The organism is Arthrobacter sp. 'calajunan' (assembly GCF_046940185.1).
Taxonomy (GTDB): domain Bacteria; phylum Actinomycetota; class Actinomycetes; order Actinomycetales; family Micrococcaceae; genus Glutamicibacter; species Glutamicibacter soli.
This window is the reverse complement of sequence record NZ_JBKZDY010000002.1, coordinates 307,790-324,445: the sequence shown is the minus strand read 5'-3', so window position 1 is coordinate 324,445 and position 16,656 is coordinate 307,790. Positions and strand designations below refer to the sequence as shown.

Sequence of the window (16,656 nt, the reverse complement as noted above, 5' to 3'; positions counted from 1 at the left end):
TCAACTCAGTCCCTGCTGCGCACATGCTGCGCCAAGGCGACGGTCGAGGGGGCCGGCAGCGCGCCGTGGAAGTTGGCGGGGCGGGGTCCGCGCAGCGTGCGCAGCGCATAGACGATGACCACCAGATCCACGACTTCCTGCAGCAGGGCTCCGGTCACGGCCGGGATCACGCCCGTGGTGGCGACCAGCATCAGCCCCACGCTCAGACCGATGCCGATCCAGATGGCGCTGTGCGCGACACTCAGGGTGTAGCGGCTGATGGCCATCACCTGGGCCACGGGTTCCAGCGAATCACGCAGGACCACCGCGTCGGCGGCCTGCCCGGCAGCGGTGGAACCGCGCGAACCCATCGCCATGCCGATGTCCGCGGCGGCCAGCGCCGGGGCGTCGTTGGTGCCGTCGCCCAGCATGAGCACCGGCCGGGGCTGCATGTCCTTGAGCAGCTGCACCTTCTGTCCCGGGCGAAGCTCCGCTTCGATCTTGCCGATGCCCACCTGGGAGGCAACTGCCTGCGCGGTCTGCTCCACGTCGCCAGTGAGCATGACCTGGTTCTCCACGCCGTGGTCGCGCATCCAGCGCAGCACCGCGGAGGCCTCCGGGCGCGGCGCGTCAGCCATCAGGATCACGCCGGCGAAGCTGTTGTCCACCGCGACGTAGGCTGCTGACTGCCCGGGTTCAAGCTCGACCCGCTGCAGGGACGGGTCCAAGGCGGCGATGAACGACGGCTTGCCCACGGCCACCCGGCGTCCGTCCACCAGGGCGCTGACGCCGTTGGTGGCGACTTCCTGCGCGTCTTCCGCCGGGAGCAGCGGCAGCCCGCGGTCGGTGAGCGCCGCAATCAGGCCTGCGGCCATGACGTGGGTAGAGAACTGCTCGGCGGAAGCCACGAGCTGCAGCAGTTCGTCGGGGTCATGCTGGGTCTGGATGCCCACCAGCGCAGGGCGGCCCGCAGTCAGGGTACCGGTCTTGTCGAAGGCGGCGCTGCGTACCTTGGCGAGCTGCTCAAGCACGGCGCCGCCCTTGACCACCACACCCTCTGTGGATGCACGGGACATGCCGCCCAGGAAGGCGACCGGCACGGCAATCAGCAGGGGACAGGGGGTGGCGAGCACCAGGACCTGGGCGAAACGCACCGGATCCCCGGACACCGCCCAGGCGATCCCGGCAATCAGCAATGAAAGCAGGGTGAAGGGAACCGCGAACTTGTCGGCCAAGCGCACCACCGGCGCCTTGGAATCCTGAGCCTGCCGCACCAGCGCGATGATCTGCTGGTACTGGCTGTCGCCGCTGCGCCGCAGCGCCTGCAGGTACACGGCCTGCGACCCGTTGACCGAACCCGACATCACCTCGGAACCCCTGGCATGGACCACCGGAACCGGTTCTCCGGTCAGCGAGGATTCGTCGAAGCTTCCAGCCTCGGAACGCATCAGGCCGTCAACCGGCACCAGCTCGCCGGGGCGCACCAGCAGCAGGTCCCCGACTTCCACCTGCTCCACCGGGACGTCGGTGACATCCTGGCCGGATTCGTCGGCAGCGAGGTGGGCCTGCAGGGGAGAGCGGTCAAGCAGCGCGGAGAGCTCGCCGGTGGCCCGGCGCTGGGCGAAGTCCTCCAGGGCTTCGCCGCCGGAAAGCATCAGCACGATGATCAGGGAGGCCAGGTACTCACCGACCAGCAGGCAGGCGATGATCGCCACCAGCGCCAGGATATCCAGCCCGTAGCGGCCGCGCAGCAGATCCTTGACCATTCCCGTGCCGATCCACAGCACGGCGACTGCGATGGCAGTCCATGCGATCCACCGGCTGGCGGTGTCCATGCCGGCCAGGGCCGTGGCACCGGTGGCCAGCAGGGCGATGACCGCAACGGCCAACAGCGGATAGCGTCGAATCTGTTGTCCCAGCTTCACGATGTCTCCCTATCGACTGGTCAGCGCCTGTGAACCGAATGATCTCACCATAGCAACGATGGCCGGTACGGAGCCGGGATAAGTTCGTGGATGAAGTTCAACGGGCCAGTCGTGCCGGAAATATCAGACAGCTTTTCTCATCCGCCTAGGAGTCCTGGCCGGGATCCTGGTCCTCGGACATCCAGCGGCGGTTCGTTTCCTTCGCTGGACCCTTGATGAGCTTGTAGACCACGACGGCCAGAACCACGGTGACAATCAGCGGGACAATGTAGAGGACAATGACTTCAAACGCGTTGGGTATCAATGGATTCATGGATCCTACACTACGGGCCGGGATGCCGGCCGCGCCGGAACCAGCGCCTGGGACCTGGGCCGAACCCCGGTTAAAGCAACAGCGGGGAGGCCCGAAGGCCTCCCCGCTGTGATGAAGCATTTTTACTTCTGGAACTCCGAAGCGGAGGCAACCAGTTCCTCGGCCTTGTCGCCGCGGCCCATGATGTGCATCGGCACTGCGAAGGCGATGATGGTCAGGCCGAAGCAGAGGATGGACGGGATCCAGGCGTTTTCAAAAGACCAGAACGACAGCGAGTACAACGCGCCTGCGAAGACTGCGAAGAAGATAACGAAGGCGACCAGGTTGCCTGCCAGGCGACCTTCACCGGAATGGGCAGTGTTCTTGCCGTTCGAGTACACTTTTGCTCCTTGTTGGCTTTCGGTGCGGCTGCCTAGTAGCTGGAACCGCTTTGCTCTCCCTCTAGGATAGCAACTCCTGAGCTGGAACCTAGCCTTGTTGCACCGGCTTCGATCATTGCACGCGCGGTTTCCAGGCTGCGCACGCCGCCCGAAGCCTTCACACCCATCTCGGGGCCGACAGTGCGGCGCATCAGGGCCACGTCTTCCACGGTGGCGCCGCCGGTGGAGAAACCGGTGGAGGTCTTGACGAAATCGGCACCGGCGGCCTTGGCTGCTTCGCAGGCCAGGACCTTCGCGTCCTCGGTCAGCAGGCAGGTCTCGATGATGACCTTCAGGATCGCTCCGCCCTCGTGGGCGGCCTGGGCGATGGCGAAGATCTCATTGACCAGTGCGTCGCGGTCCCCGCGCAGTGCGGCGGCGATGTCGATGACCATGTCGATCTCGTTCGCGCCGTCGGCAACGGCCTGGGTGGTTTCGAACACCTTGGTGGCGGTGGCGGAGGCGCCCAGGGGGAATCCGATCACCGTGCAGGTCAGGACGTCCGAGCCCTCCAGCTCGCGGGCGACAGTCGAAGTCCACACCGGGTTCACGCACACGGACTTGAATTCGTACTTCTTGGCTTCCTCGCAGATCGCCACGATCTGCTCGCGCGAGGCGTTGGCCGCCAGCAGGGTGTGGTCGATGTAGCCGGCGATGTCGCGGGCGCTTAGTTCAGTCATGATGTCCTCGAATTGTTGGTGCCGCGTTCTGTGGCGGCAGGTATTAATTGGCGTTCAGGTACGCGGCCAGTTGTTCCTTGATGGCCAGGACCTGGGTCGTGGCATCGAGGCGCGCCTGGGCGACCTGTTCGATGTCATCCACCGGCTCGATGGTTTCCAGGTAGCACTTCAGCTTCGGCTCGGTTCCCGACGGGCGGATGATGACCCGCGCACCGGAGAAGGTGTGCAGCACCATGGCATCGGTGGCCGGGAGCTTCTCGGAGCCCTGGGAGAGGTCGGTGACCTCGCTGACCGCGGATCCGCCCAGATGCTCCGGGGGATTGGTGCGGATCTTGTCCATGAGCACTGGAATCTGCGCTAGGTCGGTGAAGCGCAGGGAGAGCTGGTCGGTCACGTGCACGCCGTGGCGGGCTGCCAGCTCATCCAGCCGCTGCGGGATGCTGCTTCCGGCGGCCTTCAGCTGCGCGGCCAGGTCTGCGAGCATCACGCCGGCGGAGATGCCGTCCTTGTCGCGGACCAGATCCGGGGCGACGCAATAGCCCAGCGCCTCCTCGTAGCCGAAGCCCAGGTTCTCCACGCGGGAGATCCACTTGAAGCCGGTCAGGGTTTCCTCATGCTCGCGCCCTGCATCCTTGGCGATGGCAGCCAGCATGCGCGAGGAAACGATGGAATTGCCCAGCTTGCGGCCCTCGGGCAGGCGGGTGGCCAGGTGGTCGCCCAGCAGCCAGCCCACTTCGTCGCCGCGCAGCATGCGCCAGGCGCCCTGGTCCTCCACTGCCGCGGCGCAGCGGTCGGCGTCCGGGTCGTTGGCGATCACCAGGTCCGCCCCGACTTCGCGAGCCAGTTCCAGCGACAGGTCGATGGCGCCCGGCTCCTCGGGGTTGGGGAACTTCACGGTGGGGAACTCGGGGTCCGGATGCTCCTGCGCGGCGACCATGTGCACGTCGCTGAATCCGGCGTTCAGCAGGGCTTGGCGCATGGTGTGCCCGCCCACGCCGTGCATGGCGCTGACCACCACGCGCAGCTGGTCGCGGTCCGGCTGCGCTTCGATGACCGGGCCGATGGCGGCCAGGTACTCGGCTTCGATATCGCCCTCGGCGCCCGTGGCGGGCAGCACCAGCCATCCGGAGTCCGCCTGCGGGATCCGCGAGACCGGCTGCTCGTGGTCGATCAGCTCCGCGATCCGGGCGTCGACGGGGGAGACGATCTGCGCACCGCGGCCGGCGTCGTTAGAGGCGCGGCCGCCGACGTAGACCTTGTAGCCGTTGTCGCGCGGAGGGTTGTGGCTTGCGGTGACCATGACGCCGGCTTCCGCAGCAAAGCGGCGTACCGCCCAGGCCAGCACCGGGGTGGGCAGCGGCGCTGGCATCAGCAGCACCTCGAAGCCCGCGGCGGTGAATACGGCGGCCGAATCCCGGGCGAATACGTCCGAGTTGTAGCGGGCATCGAAGCCGATGACCACTTTCGGGGTGTAGGCCCCGTCGGCTTGCTGCTCAAGGAAGCGGGCGATGCCCGCTGCGGTGCGCAGCACCACGACGCGGTTCATCCGCATGGGTCCTGCGCCCAATTCGGCGCGCAGCCCGGCGGTGCCGAATTCCAGCACCCCGCTGAAGCGGTCGGCCAGGTCCTCCATTGCCGCGGCGTCGGTCCCCGCGCGGGAAACCAGCTCCTGCAGCTCGGTGCGGGTCGCCTCGTCCGGGTCCGCGGCCGCCCAAGCGGTCGCAGTCTCAAGCAGCTGGCCCTGTGCGGATACGTTTTCCATTCTTCTCCCTGCCTAGTTCTTACTCACACGCGCGTTACGAAGCGGCGACCGGTTGGCCGCCGCCCCGGCCCGGGCCTAGAGGCGGGCGATGATCTGCGCCAGGAGCTTGGAAATGCGCGGGCCGGCGGCCTGGCCGGCTTCGATGACTTCCTCGTGGCTCAGCGGCACCGGGCTGATGCCGGCAGCCAGGTTGGTCACCAGGGACATGCCGAAGATCTCCATGCCTGCATGGCGTGCGGCGATGGCTTCCAGCGCGGTGGACATGCCCACCAGGTCGGCGCCGATGCGCTTGGCCATCTGCACCTCGGCAGGGGTCTCGTAGTGCGGGCCGGTGAACTGGGCGTACACGCCCTCGTCCAGGGTGGAATCGACCTCGCGGGCGATGCCTCGGATGCGCGAGGAGTACAGGTCGGTCAGGTCGACGAAGGTCGCGCCCTCCAGCGGGGAGGCAGCGGTCAGGTTGATGTGGTCGGAGATCATGACCGGGGTGCCCGGGGCCCAGTTTTCGTTCAGGCCGCCGCAGCCGTTGGTCAGCACCAGCTGGGTGCAGCCTGCAGCCGCCGCGGTGCGGATCGGGTGGACCACCGCGCGCACGCCGCGGCCTTCGTAGAAGTGGGTGCGGGCGCCGAGCACCAGCACGCGCTTGCCGGATTCGGTCAGGATCGAGGAAATGGTGCCCTTGTGGCCTGGGACCGCGGCGGCGTGGAAGCCCGGAATCGTGGTGGCGTCCAGCGTGTGGGTGGTTTCGCCGACCAGCTCTGCGGCCTGTCCCCAGCCGGAGCCCAGGACCAGGGCGATGTCATGCTTTGCTACTCCGGTCTGCTCGGCGATCGCCTGGGCAGCCTCGGCAGCGAGAACTTGTGGGTCATTATGCATATCAGTCACGTGAAATACGCTACCGTCCACAAGGCGCTTTGTCAGGCGAAACCAGTGCTTCACAACCAAAATCACGCCCGGCGGCCAACGGCGGCGATGTGCGCAATATCCGCCCATGGTGAACAATAGGAAGCGTGAGCGCAGAACGTAGGAATGAAGCAACCCGATTGGTAATTCTCGGCGGCGGTCCCGGCGGCTATGAAGCGGCCATGGGCGCGGCCCAGCTGGGAGCCAATGTCACCGTGGTGGAACGTGCGGGCATGGGTGGTTCAGCCGTGCTGACCGACGTTGTGCCGTCGAAGACCCTGATCGCCACCGCGGACGCGGTGCGCCGCGTCAAGCACGCGGAGACCTTCGGCGTCCACGTGGACGGACTGGATTCGGCAGTAACCGACTTTTCGGTGGTCAACCACCGGTTGCTGGCCCTTGCCAAGGAGCAGTCCGGTGATATCCGCACCACCCTCGAACGTGCCGGCGTGCGCATCATCATTGGCGAAGGCCGCCTGGTGGACAACCGCACCGTCCAGGTTTCCCGCCCCGACGGATCCGAGCAGACCGTCGAAGCCGACGCGATCCTGCTGTCGGTCGGCGCCCATCCGCGTGAGCTTCCGACCGCGAAGCCGGACGGGGAGCGCATCTTCAACTGGACCCAGATCTACAACATGAACGAGGTGCCCGAGCACCTGATCGTCATCGGTTCCGGTGTCACCGGTGCCGAGTTCGCCTCCGCCTACAACCTGCTGGGCGCCAAGGTGACCTTGGTCTCCTCGCGCGACCGCGTGCTTCCAGGCGAGGACGCGGACGCGGCCGGCGTGCTGGAGGACGTGTTCAAGTCCAATGGCGTGAACGTCGTGGCCCAGGCCCGCGCCGAAGGCGTGGAGCGCAAGGGCGACAAGGTCTTCGTGACCCTGGCCGACGGCCGCGTGCTGGAAGGCAGCCACTGCCTGGTCGCAGTGGGTTCCATTCCCAACACCGAAGGCCTGGGCCTGGAAGAGGCCGGCGTGCAGCTGACCAAGTCGGGACACATCCAGGTTGACGGCGTATCCCGTACCACCGCCACCAACATCTACGCCGCCGGCGACTGCACCGGTGTGTTCGCGCTGGCTTCCGTCTCCGCCATGCAGGGACGCATCGCCGTCGCCCACCTGCTGGGCGACTCGGTCAAGCCGCTGAACCTCGACCTGGTGGCCTCCAACATCTTCACCTCCCCGGAGATCGCCACCGTCGGCGTGACCCAGCGGGCCGTGGCCGAAGGCAAGTACCAGGCCAACATCATCAAGGTCGACCTGAACACCAATGCCCGCGCGAAGATGATGAACGTGGACCAGGGCTTCGTCAAGATCGTTTCCCGCAAGGGGTCCGGAACCGTCATCGGCGGCGTGGTCGTGGCGCCGCGCGCCAGCGAACTGATCTTCTCTTTGGCTCTCGCCGTGCAGAATTCGCTGCATGTGGATGACGTGGCTGAGACCTTCACGGTCTACCCGTCGCTCTCCGGCTCGTTGGCCGAGGCGGCACGCCGCCTGCATCGCCACAGCTAAGCGCCGCATGCGCAGAGCCGCCGTTCTTCCGACTTCCGGACGAGCGGCGGCTCTTCTCGTTTGTGACCTCGACTAAAACTGACTTGTTGCCAGGCTCTTCCTAAGACGCCATTGCTCTGATATTGGAGTATGCGAATACATTACAAATCGTGCCGGATTCGAGGGTATGCGTATTTTCGCAAGTGGGATGTCGAATAAAGGGTTAGAGATTGACGCAATCGAATGAGTTGTCCAAATGCTGGACATGGATATCCGTATGCTGAGCACCCGGGCATAGGATTGTTACATTCGATTCTCGCTCATCACTAAGGAGACGCCTCCATGTCGAAGGCCAACCCCGCGGTAGCGCCTAAGGAGAATACCCGTGGCCGGGTGCTGTTCGCCAGCATGATCGGCACCACGGTCGAGTTCTTCGACTTCTACGCGTATGCCACTGCATCTGTGCTGGTTTTCCCGGCCCTGTTCTTCCCGAATGCCACGACGATCAATGCGATCCTCTCCTCGTTCGCCATCTTCGGCGTGGCCTTCCTGGCCCGCCCGCTGGGCTCGGTCGTCTTCGGCCACTATGGCGACAAGCTGGGCCGCAAGGGCACCCTGGTCGCGTCCCTGCTGCTGATGGGCATCTCCACCTTCCTGATCGGCTTCCTGCCGCCGGCCCAGGGCATGTGGACAGTGCTGGCCCCGCTGGCGCTGGTGCTGCTGCGCTTCGCCCAGGGCCTGGCGCTGGGCGGTGAATGGTCGGGCGCCGCGCTGCTGGCCACCGAGAACGCCCCGAAGAACAAGCGCGCCGTCTACGGCACCTTCCCGCAGCTGGGAGCCCCAGTCGGCTTCATCATCGCCAACCTGATGTTCGTTTTCCTGCAGACCTCGCTGACGCCAGAGCAGTTCATGGCCTGGGGCTGGCGCATTCCGTTCTACTTCTCCGCAGTCATGGTCATCATCGGCCTGTGGGTCCGTCTGAAGCTGGTTGAATCGCTGTCCTTCCAGAAGGTGGTTTCCCAGGACAAGGTCCTTAAGTCGCCGTTCAAGGCGACCATGAAGCACCATTGGCGCCCGGTTGTCGCCGGCACCTTCATCATGGTGGCCACCTACGTGCTGTTCTACCTGATGACTTCCTTCACCCTGACCTACGGCACCGCCCCGGCCACCGAGGAAGCGGCCCGTGCCGCGGCCGAGGCCAAGGGCAAGGTCTTCGACGCGGCAGGATTCGTTCCGGGCCTCGGCATCGACCGTCCGGTCTTCCTGACGATGCTGATCATCGGCGTAGTGTTCTTCGGCATCTTCACCGTGGCCTCCGGCCCGCTGGCCGAGAAGTTCGGCCGCCGCAAGTTCCTGATCTGGGTCACCGTGGCCATCCTGATCTTCGGAGCCGGCTGGACGCTGTTCTTCGGACCGGGCCAGGGCGCCGCCATGGTGGGCCTGATTGTCGGCTTCACCCTGATGGGCCTGACCTTCGGCCCGATGGCCGCCTACCTGCCGGAGCTGTTCCCGTCGAACGTCCGCTACACCGGGTCGGCCATCGCCTACAACATGTCCTCCGTGATCGGCGCGGCCCCGGCCTCCTTCGTGGCCATCGCACTGTGGAACGCCGGTGGCGGCAACACCGTGGGCGTGGGCATCTACCTGGCCATCGGTGCAGTCCTGACCTTGATCGCGCTGTTCATGACCCGGGATACCTCGGACGTGGACATGGAAGAGTTCGTCGAGTAATTCGTCGCGGCTCCGCCTGATAAAACAATCGAAAGGCTCGCGTCAACCCGTTGGGGTTGATGCGGGCCTTTCGCCCGCTTAAGCAGGCAATGCCCACCCTGTAACTCGGTTCCATGCACACAGCGGTATTTTCTCTGGGACAAGGCCTCGGGCCGGCAGCCCTTACAAACGACGTTCGAACGTGGAAGCATGGCAGTGTCGCGCCAAACATCCAGAGGTGAGGATCCAGCATGAGAATCGCAGTGGCCGGAGGGACCGGCGTTATCGGGAAACAAGTTGTCGAGCAGGTTCTTGCGGCAGGGCACGAACCGGTTGTGTTGTCGCGTTCAGCGGGTTGCGACCTGACCAATGAGCACTCAGTGCGGCAATGGCTTGTCGACTGCTCCGCGGTGATCGATGTTTCGGGATCGTCAACCACCAGCGCCTCGGCCTCCATGCGCTATTTCACGCAGTCCACCGCCAACCTCCTGATCGTCGGCCGCGAGTCCGGAGTGGAAAACCATGTGGCGCTGTCCATCGTCGGCGCGGCTCAGATCGACGCCGGATACTATGCGGGCAAGGCGGCGCAGGAGCGGATGCTGCGCGTCCTGCCCGGCGGCTACACCTTGCTGCGCACCACCCAGTTCCATGAATTCGTGGGACAGAACATCAACAGAATGTCGGCTGGACCGGTCCAGGTGGCGCCCAAGATGCGCCTGCAGCCGATTGCCGGTAGCGAGGTGGCGCAGGCACTGGTTGAACTGGCGGTGCAGCCAGCGGCGGGAATCGTGCAGGATCTGGCAGGCCCCAAGGAAGAATGGATGCCGCAGCTCTTCGCCCAGTATTTGGCCAGGCAGAACCAGTCGCCGAAAATCATCGAGGTGCCCTTGCCCGGCGCAATGGGCAAGGCCATGCGCGACGGCGGGATCCTGCCGGGGCCTGGAGCCAGGCTGGGCACCGAATCCTATACCGAATGGTTAGGCAGGCAATAGCAGGCGTGGGTGGTGAACTAACGAATCGCAGGTCGGCGAAGAACCGCTACCAGTCCGATGACAGCAACAAGTGCAGCAATCCCGCTGGCCACGTATAAGGGCTCTTCCAAGGTGAAAGCGGCGTCGGAGTTCCAATCGTAGAATGTGTCGCCGACGGAGTTCATGTTTGCGAAAGAGAAGGAGAAGTATGCCGGAGCTCCCAGCGCGATTATCGCTCCCCAGGAAGCCAGCGCGGCCCAGTTTGAGGCAATGAACCGGCGCTGTGAAACAAGGAATCCCCAGCCCATCGCCAACACCACGCCCAACGACGCGAAGACGATTCCTCCGTTCTTCGAGTAATTCTGCTCGGCCCGGCGCATTTCAGCGACAGTTTCCTCTAGCGGCAATTCACTTGCTGCGGTGACAGCCCAATCATTCATCAAGAATGCGCCGAAAAGCGCTTGCAGGCAGATGACGAGCACACCAAAAATAACCACGCCGCTTCGCATTTTTTCAGTCTAGCGGGAGAGTGAACGGGCAAGGTTCTTTGTCGCCGACGCGCTATCGTTGCAGTCCCTGAAAGGGCCGCTGTGGAGCGGCAACGGCTGCCATCAGGTACCGCTGGGTTTCATTCCGTCTCGCCGGGATTCTCGGCCTGATATCGCCCTACGTGTCATGTCCGCCATGGCGGGCGGCTTTCCGGGATACACAATGTTTCGTGGCCAGGCAACTACTCTGGCTTCATGGACTACATGACGCCCAGCAAGACGCAGCGCGCCTTGCTCGACAAGCTCATCGCCGCGGCTGAACCCGGACTTGCCGCTGCCCTGCAGAGCCAGTTCGAGGGAGCCTTGGTAGCCCCGGAGGAACACTGCTCGGAATGCTTCAAGCTGAAACCCGCCAATCGCAGTGTCCGTTTGCCCCGAGGCGTTGGCCGCCCGGTGTCCTTTGACATAGCTGAAACCGCGGAGGCGACGACGGCTGTGGACGTCCTGCTCTGGCATGAGGGCGGTTACATCGAGTCAGTGGAGATCAGCTGGGTGGGCGATGCGCACCCGAAGCTGGAAGACATAGATCTGGAATCCCGTTGATACGCAACGGCCGCCGCGACCCGAAGTTACCGGGTGGCGGCGGCCGTTGCGTGAGCTGCCGGGAGCTCCGGCAGCGCCAAGCGTTTTACTTTTCGTCGCTGATCGTGGCGATCACGGCGCCCGACGAAAGGGTTTCGCCCGGGGTGACTTCCAGACCCGAGATGATGCCATCGCGGTGCGCGGTGATTGGCTGTTCCATCTTCATGGCTTCCAGCACCACAATCAGGTCGCCCTCGGAGACCTCGGCGCCGTTCTCCACGGCAACCTTCACGATGGTGCCCTGCATCGGGGAGCGCAGCTCGGCGCTGTTGGCCCCGGCGGCGCCGGCGGCCTTGCGGCCCGGCTTGCGCTTCTTCTTGGCTGCGGTGCTCTTCTCCGCGCCGTTGGAGGATGCCGAGCCCAGCGATGCCGGCAGGGTCACCTCCAGGCGCTTGCCGCCCACCTCGACGGTCACCGAGGTGCGCTCGGTGTCCTGTTCCTCGGCCTGCTCGGTCGGGAACGGATGCGGGGCGATGAAGGTGTCGAATTCGGTCTCGATCCAGCGCGTGTGCACACGGAACGGGCCCTCGGCCGGAACGAAGGCCTGGTCGCTCATGACGGCGCGGTGGAACGGCAGCACGGTGGCCATGCCCTCGATCTGGAATTCCTCCAGAGCGCGGCGGGCGCGGGCGGCGGCGATCTCGCGGGTCGGGCCGGTGATGATCAGCTTGGAGATCATCGAGTCGAAGTTGCCCGAGACGCTCTCGCCCTGCTCGATGCCCGAGTCGACGCGCACGCCGGGGCCCGACGGGAGGGTCATCTTGGTGATGGTGCCGGGGGTTGGCATGAAGCCGCGGCCTGCGTCCTCGCCGTTGATGCGGAACTCGAAGGAGTGGCCGCGCAGCTCGGGGTCGCCGTAGCCCAGATCTTCGCCGCGGGCGATGCGGAACTGCTCGCGCACCAGGTCCATGCCGGCGACCTCTTCGGAAACCGGGTGCTCGACCTGCAGACGGGTGTTGACCTCCAGGAAGGAGATGACCCCGTCCTGGCCCACCAGGAATTCGCAGGTGCCGGCGCCGGAGTAGTTGGCCTCGCGCAGGATGGCCTTGGACGACTCGTACAGGCGGGTGATCTGCTCCTCGCTCAGGTAGGGGGCCGGAGCCTCTTCCACGAGCTTCTGGTTGCGGCGCTGCAGCGAGCAGTCGCGGGTGGACACCACCACGACGTTGCCGTGCACATCGGCCAGGCACTGGGTTTCCACGTGGCGCGGGGCATCGAGGAAGCGTTCGATGAAGCATTCGCCGCGGCCGAAGGCCGCCACGGCCTCGCGGACTGCGGATTCGTAGAGCTCGCCGATTTCCTCGCGGTTGCGCACGACCTTGATGCCGCGTCCGCCGCCGCCGTAGGCAGCCTTGATGGCCAGCGGTAGGCCGTGCTCGTCGGCGAAGGCGTAGACTTCCTCGGCCGACTCGACAGGATCCTTGGTGCCCGGGACCAGCGGCGCGCCGACTTTCTCCGCGATGTGGCGCGCCTTGACCTTGTCGCCCAGCTTGTCGATGGCCTCCGGCGATGGGCCGATCCAGGTCAGGCCGGCATCGATGACCGCCTGGGCGAACTCGGCATTCTCCGAGAGGAAGCCGTAGCCCGGGTGGATTGCGTCGGCGCCGGAGCGCTCTGCCGCATCAAGGATCTTCTCAATGCGAAGGTACGATTCAGCAGCGGTGGTGCCGCCCAGCGCATAGGCCTCGTCGGCCAGGCGCACGTGCAGGGCATCGCGGTCGGAGTCTGCATAGACGGCAACCGACTCGATTCCCTCATCGCGGGCGGCACGGATAATGCGCACTGCAATTTCGCCGCGGTTGGCGATAAGTACCTTCGTCAATGGATTCATCATGAACCTTGTCTTCAAAAATTGGGGTTTCTCATCTAGGAGCCTATCGTTTTTGTGGGAACTATATGTAGTTAACCGCTCAAACCCGGGTGTTTGGCCAGAAACTTTGGAGGATTCCTACAAAATGTGCCTGCTGATGGAGAAAGCGTCGGTCAATGATTAATTGACGCCTACAACAGGTTTCCGCCCGTCCCGGTCCCTGCGATTCAGGCGCGGGCACGGTGGCGGCGCACGGCAGCGCGATTCGCGCAGCGCACTGAGCAATAGCGCTGGCGTCCGTTGCGGGTCATGTCTACCACGACGTTGGTACACGGGGAAGCTTCGCAGCGGTGCAGGCGATGCATGCCGCGCGTGGTCAGGTGCAGCGCGGTGCCGGTGCAGATGACCGATCTGAGTACTTGGGGCATGCTTTGGCCATCGTCGCGGTAGTGCAGATGCCAGCCCTCGTTGTCGTGGTCGACCAGGCGCGGATAGGCGGCGGCCGAAGCCAGTTGGGTGTTGAGCAGCCGCCCGCGCTCCAGGTCCGAGGGTGCATCGACCACGGCAAGCCAATCGTCAATCACCGAACGCACCTGGGCATGGTCGTCGGGCAGCCGCGGGAAGGGCATAGTCATGCCTACCTCGCGGGTGCGTTCCTCGATGCCGTCACGGTCCGAAGGCCAATGATTGGCCAGGGAAGACGCGAGCAGGACGGCGTATTCTCCGTAAGGGTTGAGTTGCATAAGGATATTACACCATGCTGAACTCATGACGAACACAGCCAAGGCAGAACAGCCGGAAACCTTGAACCACCGCGCATGCGACGAGCACAGCTGGGAAGTCGAATCCCGGCACTGGACTTCCGAAGGCGAGGTGGTCTACACGCAATGCAGCGCTTGCGTTACCCGCCGCATGCAGCTGCGGCCAGTTGCGCAGCAATTATCGATGGGCAGCCATGAATTGCGTCTATAACTCGACGGGACGCGCCGGCGCCCCGGCCTGCTAGCGCGTCACGACGTGCGGAATGAAATTCGCGAAGTTGTCGGTGATCGGCCCGTGGCTTTCGCGGATGGCCAGCCCCGAAGGCTCGCCGTCGATCATCCAGACGCCCAGCACCGTGCTGACATCCTTGCGCTCGTCCTCGCGGTGGAAGACCGGCGGCAGGGCGAGTTCCTGGAGGATGAACCCTTCCTCGCCGTAGCCCTGTACCTCGCCCAGGGTGAGTTCCCCGTTGGGGCTGTGCAGGGTGATGTCCGCGCCTTCCCGGCTGAGCAGCGGTTTGCGCACGTAGCCCAGGCGTTCCAGATATGACGGCTGCTGGCCCTCGAACCAGGCAGGCAGCAGGTACTGCGAGCGGTCCGGGTCGTTGCCGAAGAGCTTCCACAACACCGGCAGGATGGCCTTGGTGCTCCACAGCATCTTGTAGGGCGGTTCGATCCAGATGGTGCCGCCCTGGTAGGAGGCGCCGTTGAACCCGGAATCAAGCATGTCGTTGAACAGGGCATCGGCGTGCTCGCTGTGGACCATGTGTTCCCACGGGTAGAGCTTGAAGATGACCTGGATAGCCGGTCCGTCTTCCCCGGCGCGGTAGCGCCCTTCGCCGTCTACCCACAGGTTCTCGATATAGATGGTCTCGGTACGGTAGCCGGCCGCGGCGCAGGTGTCGCGCAGCACCAGCGTATTCATCTCATCCTCGTGGGAGGTGTCTTCCGCGCTGCAGGCGAAGTAGACCGTGGGCATGCTGCCGATCTTGCGGGTAATCAATTCCAGGTTGCGCTGCCAGGCGACAACGAGGTCCTCGTACATGTTGGTCCACTGGGTGGCGCCGAGGTTGCGGTTGTCCTCGAACCATTGCCACTGCACGAGGGATTCGACCAGCGAGGTCGGGGTGTCGGCGTTGAACTCGTAGAGCTTCGGGATGCGCTGGTCTGCTTCCGGATGGTCCAGTCCGCCGAAGCGGAAGTCGAAGCGTCCGTACACCGAGCCGCAGGCAGGCTCCTCGTTCCAGCTGTCGATGATCGCGCGCATGGCGCGGCGGGGAATACCGAATCGTGCAAGGTCGGCGGCGCCTGAGGGGGAGAGCAGGTAGTCCCCGGCCTCCTCCAGCATCGCGAAGACCGATGCCGAGGCGCGGTGCAGGACCTCGATTTCCTTAGGCGACAGCTCGTAGTAGGCGTCATCGCGCCAATAGCGGTAGAGCTCGGGAGACGTGCTCACCCGATCCTCATGGGTGTAGACCAGCCCGGCCGCATTGACCTTGGCAAGGTAGTCCGGGCGGGCGGTAGTCATTTTGCGCTGCATCGTGCTTAGCCTCCCGAAGACCCGCCGCCGAAGCCGCCCGAATGGCCGCTGCCGCTGTTCTGCTTGGAAGTCGAGTTCTGCTTGGAGGGCGAGCCGAATCCGGCCGGCTTGCCGGTGGACGCCGAGTAGCCGTTGCGCACGGTGCCGGACAGGCCTGCCTTGCTGCGGGCGGCCGCATCATCGGAGCGGAAACGCTGGGTTGACTGCGACGGATCGAGCTTGGTGCCCGGGCGCAGGCCGCCGACGTAGCGGCCGATCATGAAGAACATCAGCGCGGTGCCGATTCCGGGCCCGTGGTGTTGCGTGGAAGTCTGCTGGGCGTCATCGCACTGGGTCTCATCGACAATGACATTGTCTTCATCCACGCAGTACACCGTGTCCTCTGCGGCCGCAGTGCTGGGGTCTGGGGTGGACTCGAAACCGGAGTCGCTGCCGCAGCTGGTCAACACCAGCGCCGCAGCGGTGGCTACCGCTGGCAAGGTGAATCGTCGTTGGACGTTCAAGATCTAGGTACTTTCTGAAGGGAATAGGATTCCTACAGCCATGCTATCTAGTTCAGGCAGCAGGTCGGTGCAATGACAGCACTTGCCGCCGCGCGCAACTACCGGGACTGCTCACACCGGGCCGCAGCTAGACGCCGACACCTGGAGCCGATAACCGCTGCCTGCGGCCGGGGGATACCCGGTGATTGTTCCAGCAACCAGCCGCCAACGAGGTAACGATTCTGACTCGTTTTCGAGCAATCAAACGCTGTCCTCACGCTCTCCGATAGGCTCTGGTCAACGGGAACTAAGGAGCATGCCTAGTGAGAATCCGTTTTCTTGGCCCGGCCCTGCTGCTCGGCATGAGCGTCGCAATGCTCTCCGGCTGCGCAAGCGGTTCGGGCATTCCCGCCATCCACCAGCAGGCGCAGGAAGAAGACCGTTGGCCCGGCGACCAGGCATTGCTTTCCGACAGCGGCATGGCCGTTGACACGTCCAGGCTGCTGGCCAGCCACAATGACTTGGACTACTACGTCGCCACCTCCGAAGACCAAAAGATGGCATGCCTGTTCAAATTCGAGCACGCTGATCCCAGTGAAGGGGCGATGGGTGGATGCGGCGGGCTGGGCGGAACAGATTTTATCGTCGAATTTTCAACGCCCGAGGGCCACACGGCACTCGTGCGCAATGACGCCGAGATCCGCAATTACGAGTCCAAGGGATAGCAGCAAATCCACGAGAACATCTTCATCAAGGGTCCCTGACCGAACCACAAAGCGGA

17 protein-coding genes are annotated in these 16,656 nt (G+C 64.6%); 6 read left to right on the top strand and 11 right to left on the bottom strand.

Annotated features, from left to right (window positions below):
* Nucleotides 1–5: 5 nt before the first annotated feature.
* The 6 genes from RF641_RS04035 to RF641_RS04010 form a co-directional block, all read right to left on the bottom strand.
* Nucleotides 6–1,904 carry a heavy metal translocating P-type ATPase gene (locus RF641_RS04035; protein WP_424572551.1) on the bottom strand — a complete coding sequence of 633 codons (1,899 nt, stop codon included), beginning with the start codon at nucleotides 1,902–1,904 and terminating at the stop codon, nucleotides 6–8.
* Between the two features lie 145 nt (nucleotides 1,905–2,049).
* Entirely contained in the window at nucleotides 2,050–2,217 is a 168-nt protein-coding gene (locus RF641_RS04030; RefSeq protein ID WP_424572550.1) for a hypothetical protein, read from the bottom strand.
* Nucleotides 2,218–2,339: 122 nt separating this feature from the next.
* The gene (locus RF641_RS04025) at nucleotides 2,340–2,597 is read right to left on the bottom strand and encodes a hypothetical protein (RefSeq protein ID WP_053797537.1); all 258 of its coding nucleotides are present in this window, start codon (nucleotides 2,595–2,597) and stop codon (nucleotides 2,340–2,342) included.
* Between the two features lie 32 nt (nucleotides 2,598–2,629).
* Entirely contained in the window at nucleotides 2,630–3,316 is a 687-nt protein-coding gene (deoC, locus tag RF641_RS04020; protein WP_120989897.1) for a deoxyribose-phosphate aldolase, read from the bottom strand.
* Nucleotides 3,317–3,359: 43 nt separating this feature from the next.
* Complete coding sequence (locus tag RF641_RS04015) at nucleotides 3,360–5,078, bottom strand: phospho-sugar mutase (protein ID WP_424572549.1); 1,719 nt, start codon at nucleotides 5,076–5,078, stop codon at nucleotides 3,360–3,362.
* 75 nt (nucleotides 5,079–5,153) lie between these two features.
* Nucleotides 5,154–5,954, bottom strand: a complete 801-nt coding sequence (locus tag RF641_RS04010) for a purine-nucleoside phosphorylase (RefSeq protein WP_047118493.1) — start codon at nucleotides 5,952–5,954, stop codon at nucleotides 5,154–5,156.
* A 134-nt stretch (nucleotides 5,955–6,088) separates the two neighbouring features.
* On the opposite strand from RF641_RS04010, the gene RF641_RS04005 reads away from it, so the two are divergent.
* The 3 genes from RF641_RS04005 to RF641_RS03995 all read left to right on the top strand — a co-directional run bounded on the left by RF641_RS04005 (nucleotide 6,089) and on the right by RF641_RS03995 (nucleotide 10,173).
* Nucleotides 6,089–7,492, top strand: coding sequence for an NAD(P)H-quinone dehydrogenase (locus tag RF641_RS04005; protein WP_047118494.1), 1,404 nt, complete (start codon nucleotides 6,089–6,091; stop codon nucleotides 7,490–7,492).
* 321 nt (nucleotides 7,493–7,813) lie between these two features.
* Nucleotides 7,814–9,202 carry an MFS transporter gene (locus RF641_RS04000; RefSeq protein ID WP_047118495.1) on the top strand — a complete coding sequence of 463 codons (1,389 nt, stop codon included), beginning with the start codon at nucleotides 7,814–7,816 and terminating at the stop codon, nucleotides 9,200–9,202.
* Between the two features lie 230 nt (nucleotides 9,203–9,432).
* Entirely contained in the window at nucleotides 9,433–10,173 is a 741-nt protein-coding gene (locus RF641_RS03995; RefSeq protein ID WP_424572548.1) for an SDR family oxidoreductase, read from the top strand.
* A 17-nt stretch (nucleotides 10,174–10,190) separates the two neighbouring features.
* Here RF641_RS03995 and RF641_RS03990 read toward each other — a convergent pair whose 3' ends face one another.
* Entirely contained in the window at nucleotides 10,191–10,661 is a 471-nt protein-coding gene (locus RF641_RS03990) for a hypothetical protein (RefSeq protein WP_424572547.1), read from the bottom strand.
* Between the two features lie 234 nt (nucleotides 10,662–10,895).
* Here RF641_RS03990 and RF641_RS03985 point away from each other — a divergent pair, with 234 nt between their 5' ends.
* Entirely contained in the window at nucleotides 10,896–11,243 is a 348-nt protein-coding gene (locus RF641_RS03985; RefSeq protein ID WP_047118499.1) for a hypothetical protein, read from the top strand.
* Between the two features lie 85 nt (nucleotides 11,244–11,328).
* Here RF641_RS03985 and RF641_RS03980 read toward each other — a convergent pair whose 3' ends face one another.
* Nucleotides 11,329–13,116, bottom strand: a complete 1,788-nt coding sequence (locus RF641_RS03980) for an acetyl/propionyl/methylcrotonyl-CoA carboxylase subunit alpha (protein ID WP_424572546.1) — start codon at nucleotides 13,114–13,116, stop codon at nucleotides 11,329–11,331.
* Nucleotides 13,117–13,319: 203 nt separating this feature from the next.
* Complete coding sequence (locus RF641_RS03975) at nucleotides 13,320–13,835, bottom strand: CGNR zinc finger domain-containing protein (protein ID WP_424572545.1); 516 nt, start codon at nucleotides 13,833–13,835, stop codon at nucleotides 13,320–13,322.
* Nucleotides 13,836–13,860: 25 nt separating this feature from the next.
* On the opposite strand from RF641_RS03975, the gene RF641_RS03970 reads away from it, so the two are divergent.
* A complete protein-coding gene (locus RF641_RS03970; protein ID WP_113606745.1) occupies nucleotides 13,861–14,064 on the top strand; it encodes a hypothetical protein in 204 nt (67 codons plus the stop codon).
* A gap of 30 nt (nucleotides 14,065–14,094) precedes the next feature.
* Here the strand turns inward: RF641_RS03970 and RF641_RS03965 are convergent, their stop codons facing one another.
* Nucleotides 14,095–15,381: a glutathionylspermidine synthase family protein gene (locus RF641_RS03965; RefSeq protein WP_183043123.1), complete on the bottom strand. Its 1,287-nt coding sequence runs from the start codon at nucleotides 15,379–15,381 to the stop codon at nucleotides 14,095–14,097.
* Between the two features lie 17 nt (nucleotides 15,382–15,398).
* Entirely contained in the window at nucleotides 15,399–15,896 is a 498-nt protein-coding gene (locus RF641_RS03960) for a hypothetical protein (protein WP_147407217.1), read from the bottom strand.
* A gap of 302 nt (nucleotides 15,897–16,198) precedes the next feature.
* Between RF641_RS03960 and RF641_RS03955 the strand changes: the two genes are divergently transcribed.
* Nucleotides 16,199–16,600: a hypothetical protein gene (locus RF641_RS03955; protein WP_424572544.1), complete on the top strand. Its 402-nt coding sequence runs from the start codon at nucleotides 16,199–16,201 to the stop codon at nucleotides 16,598–16,600.
* The last annotated feature ends 56 nt before the right edge of the window (nucleotides 16,601–16,656 follow it).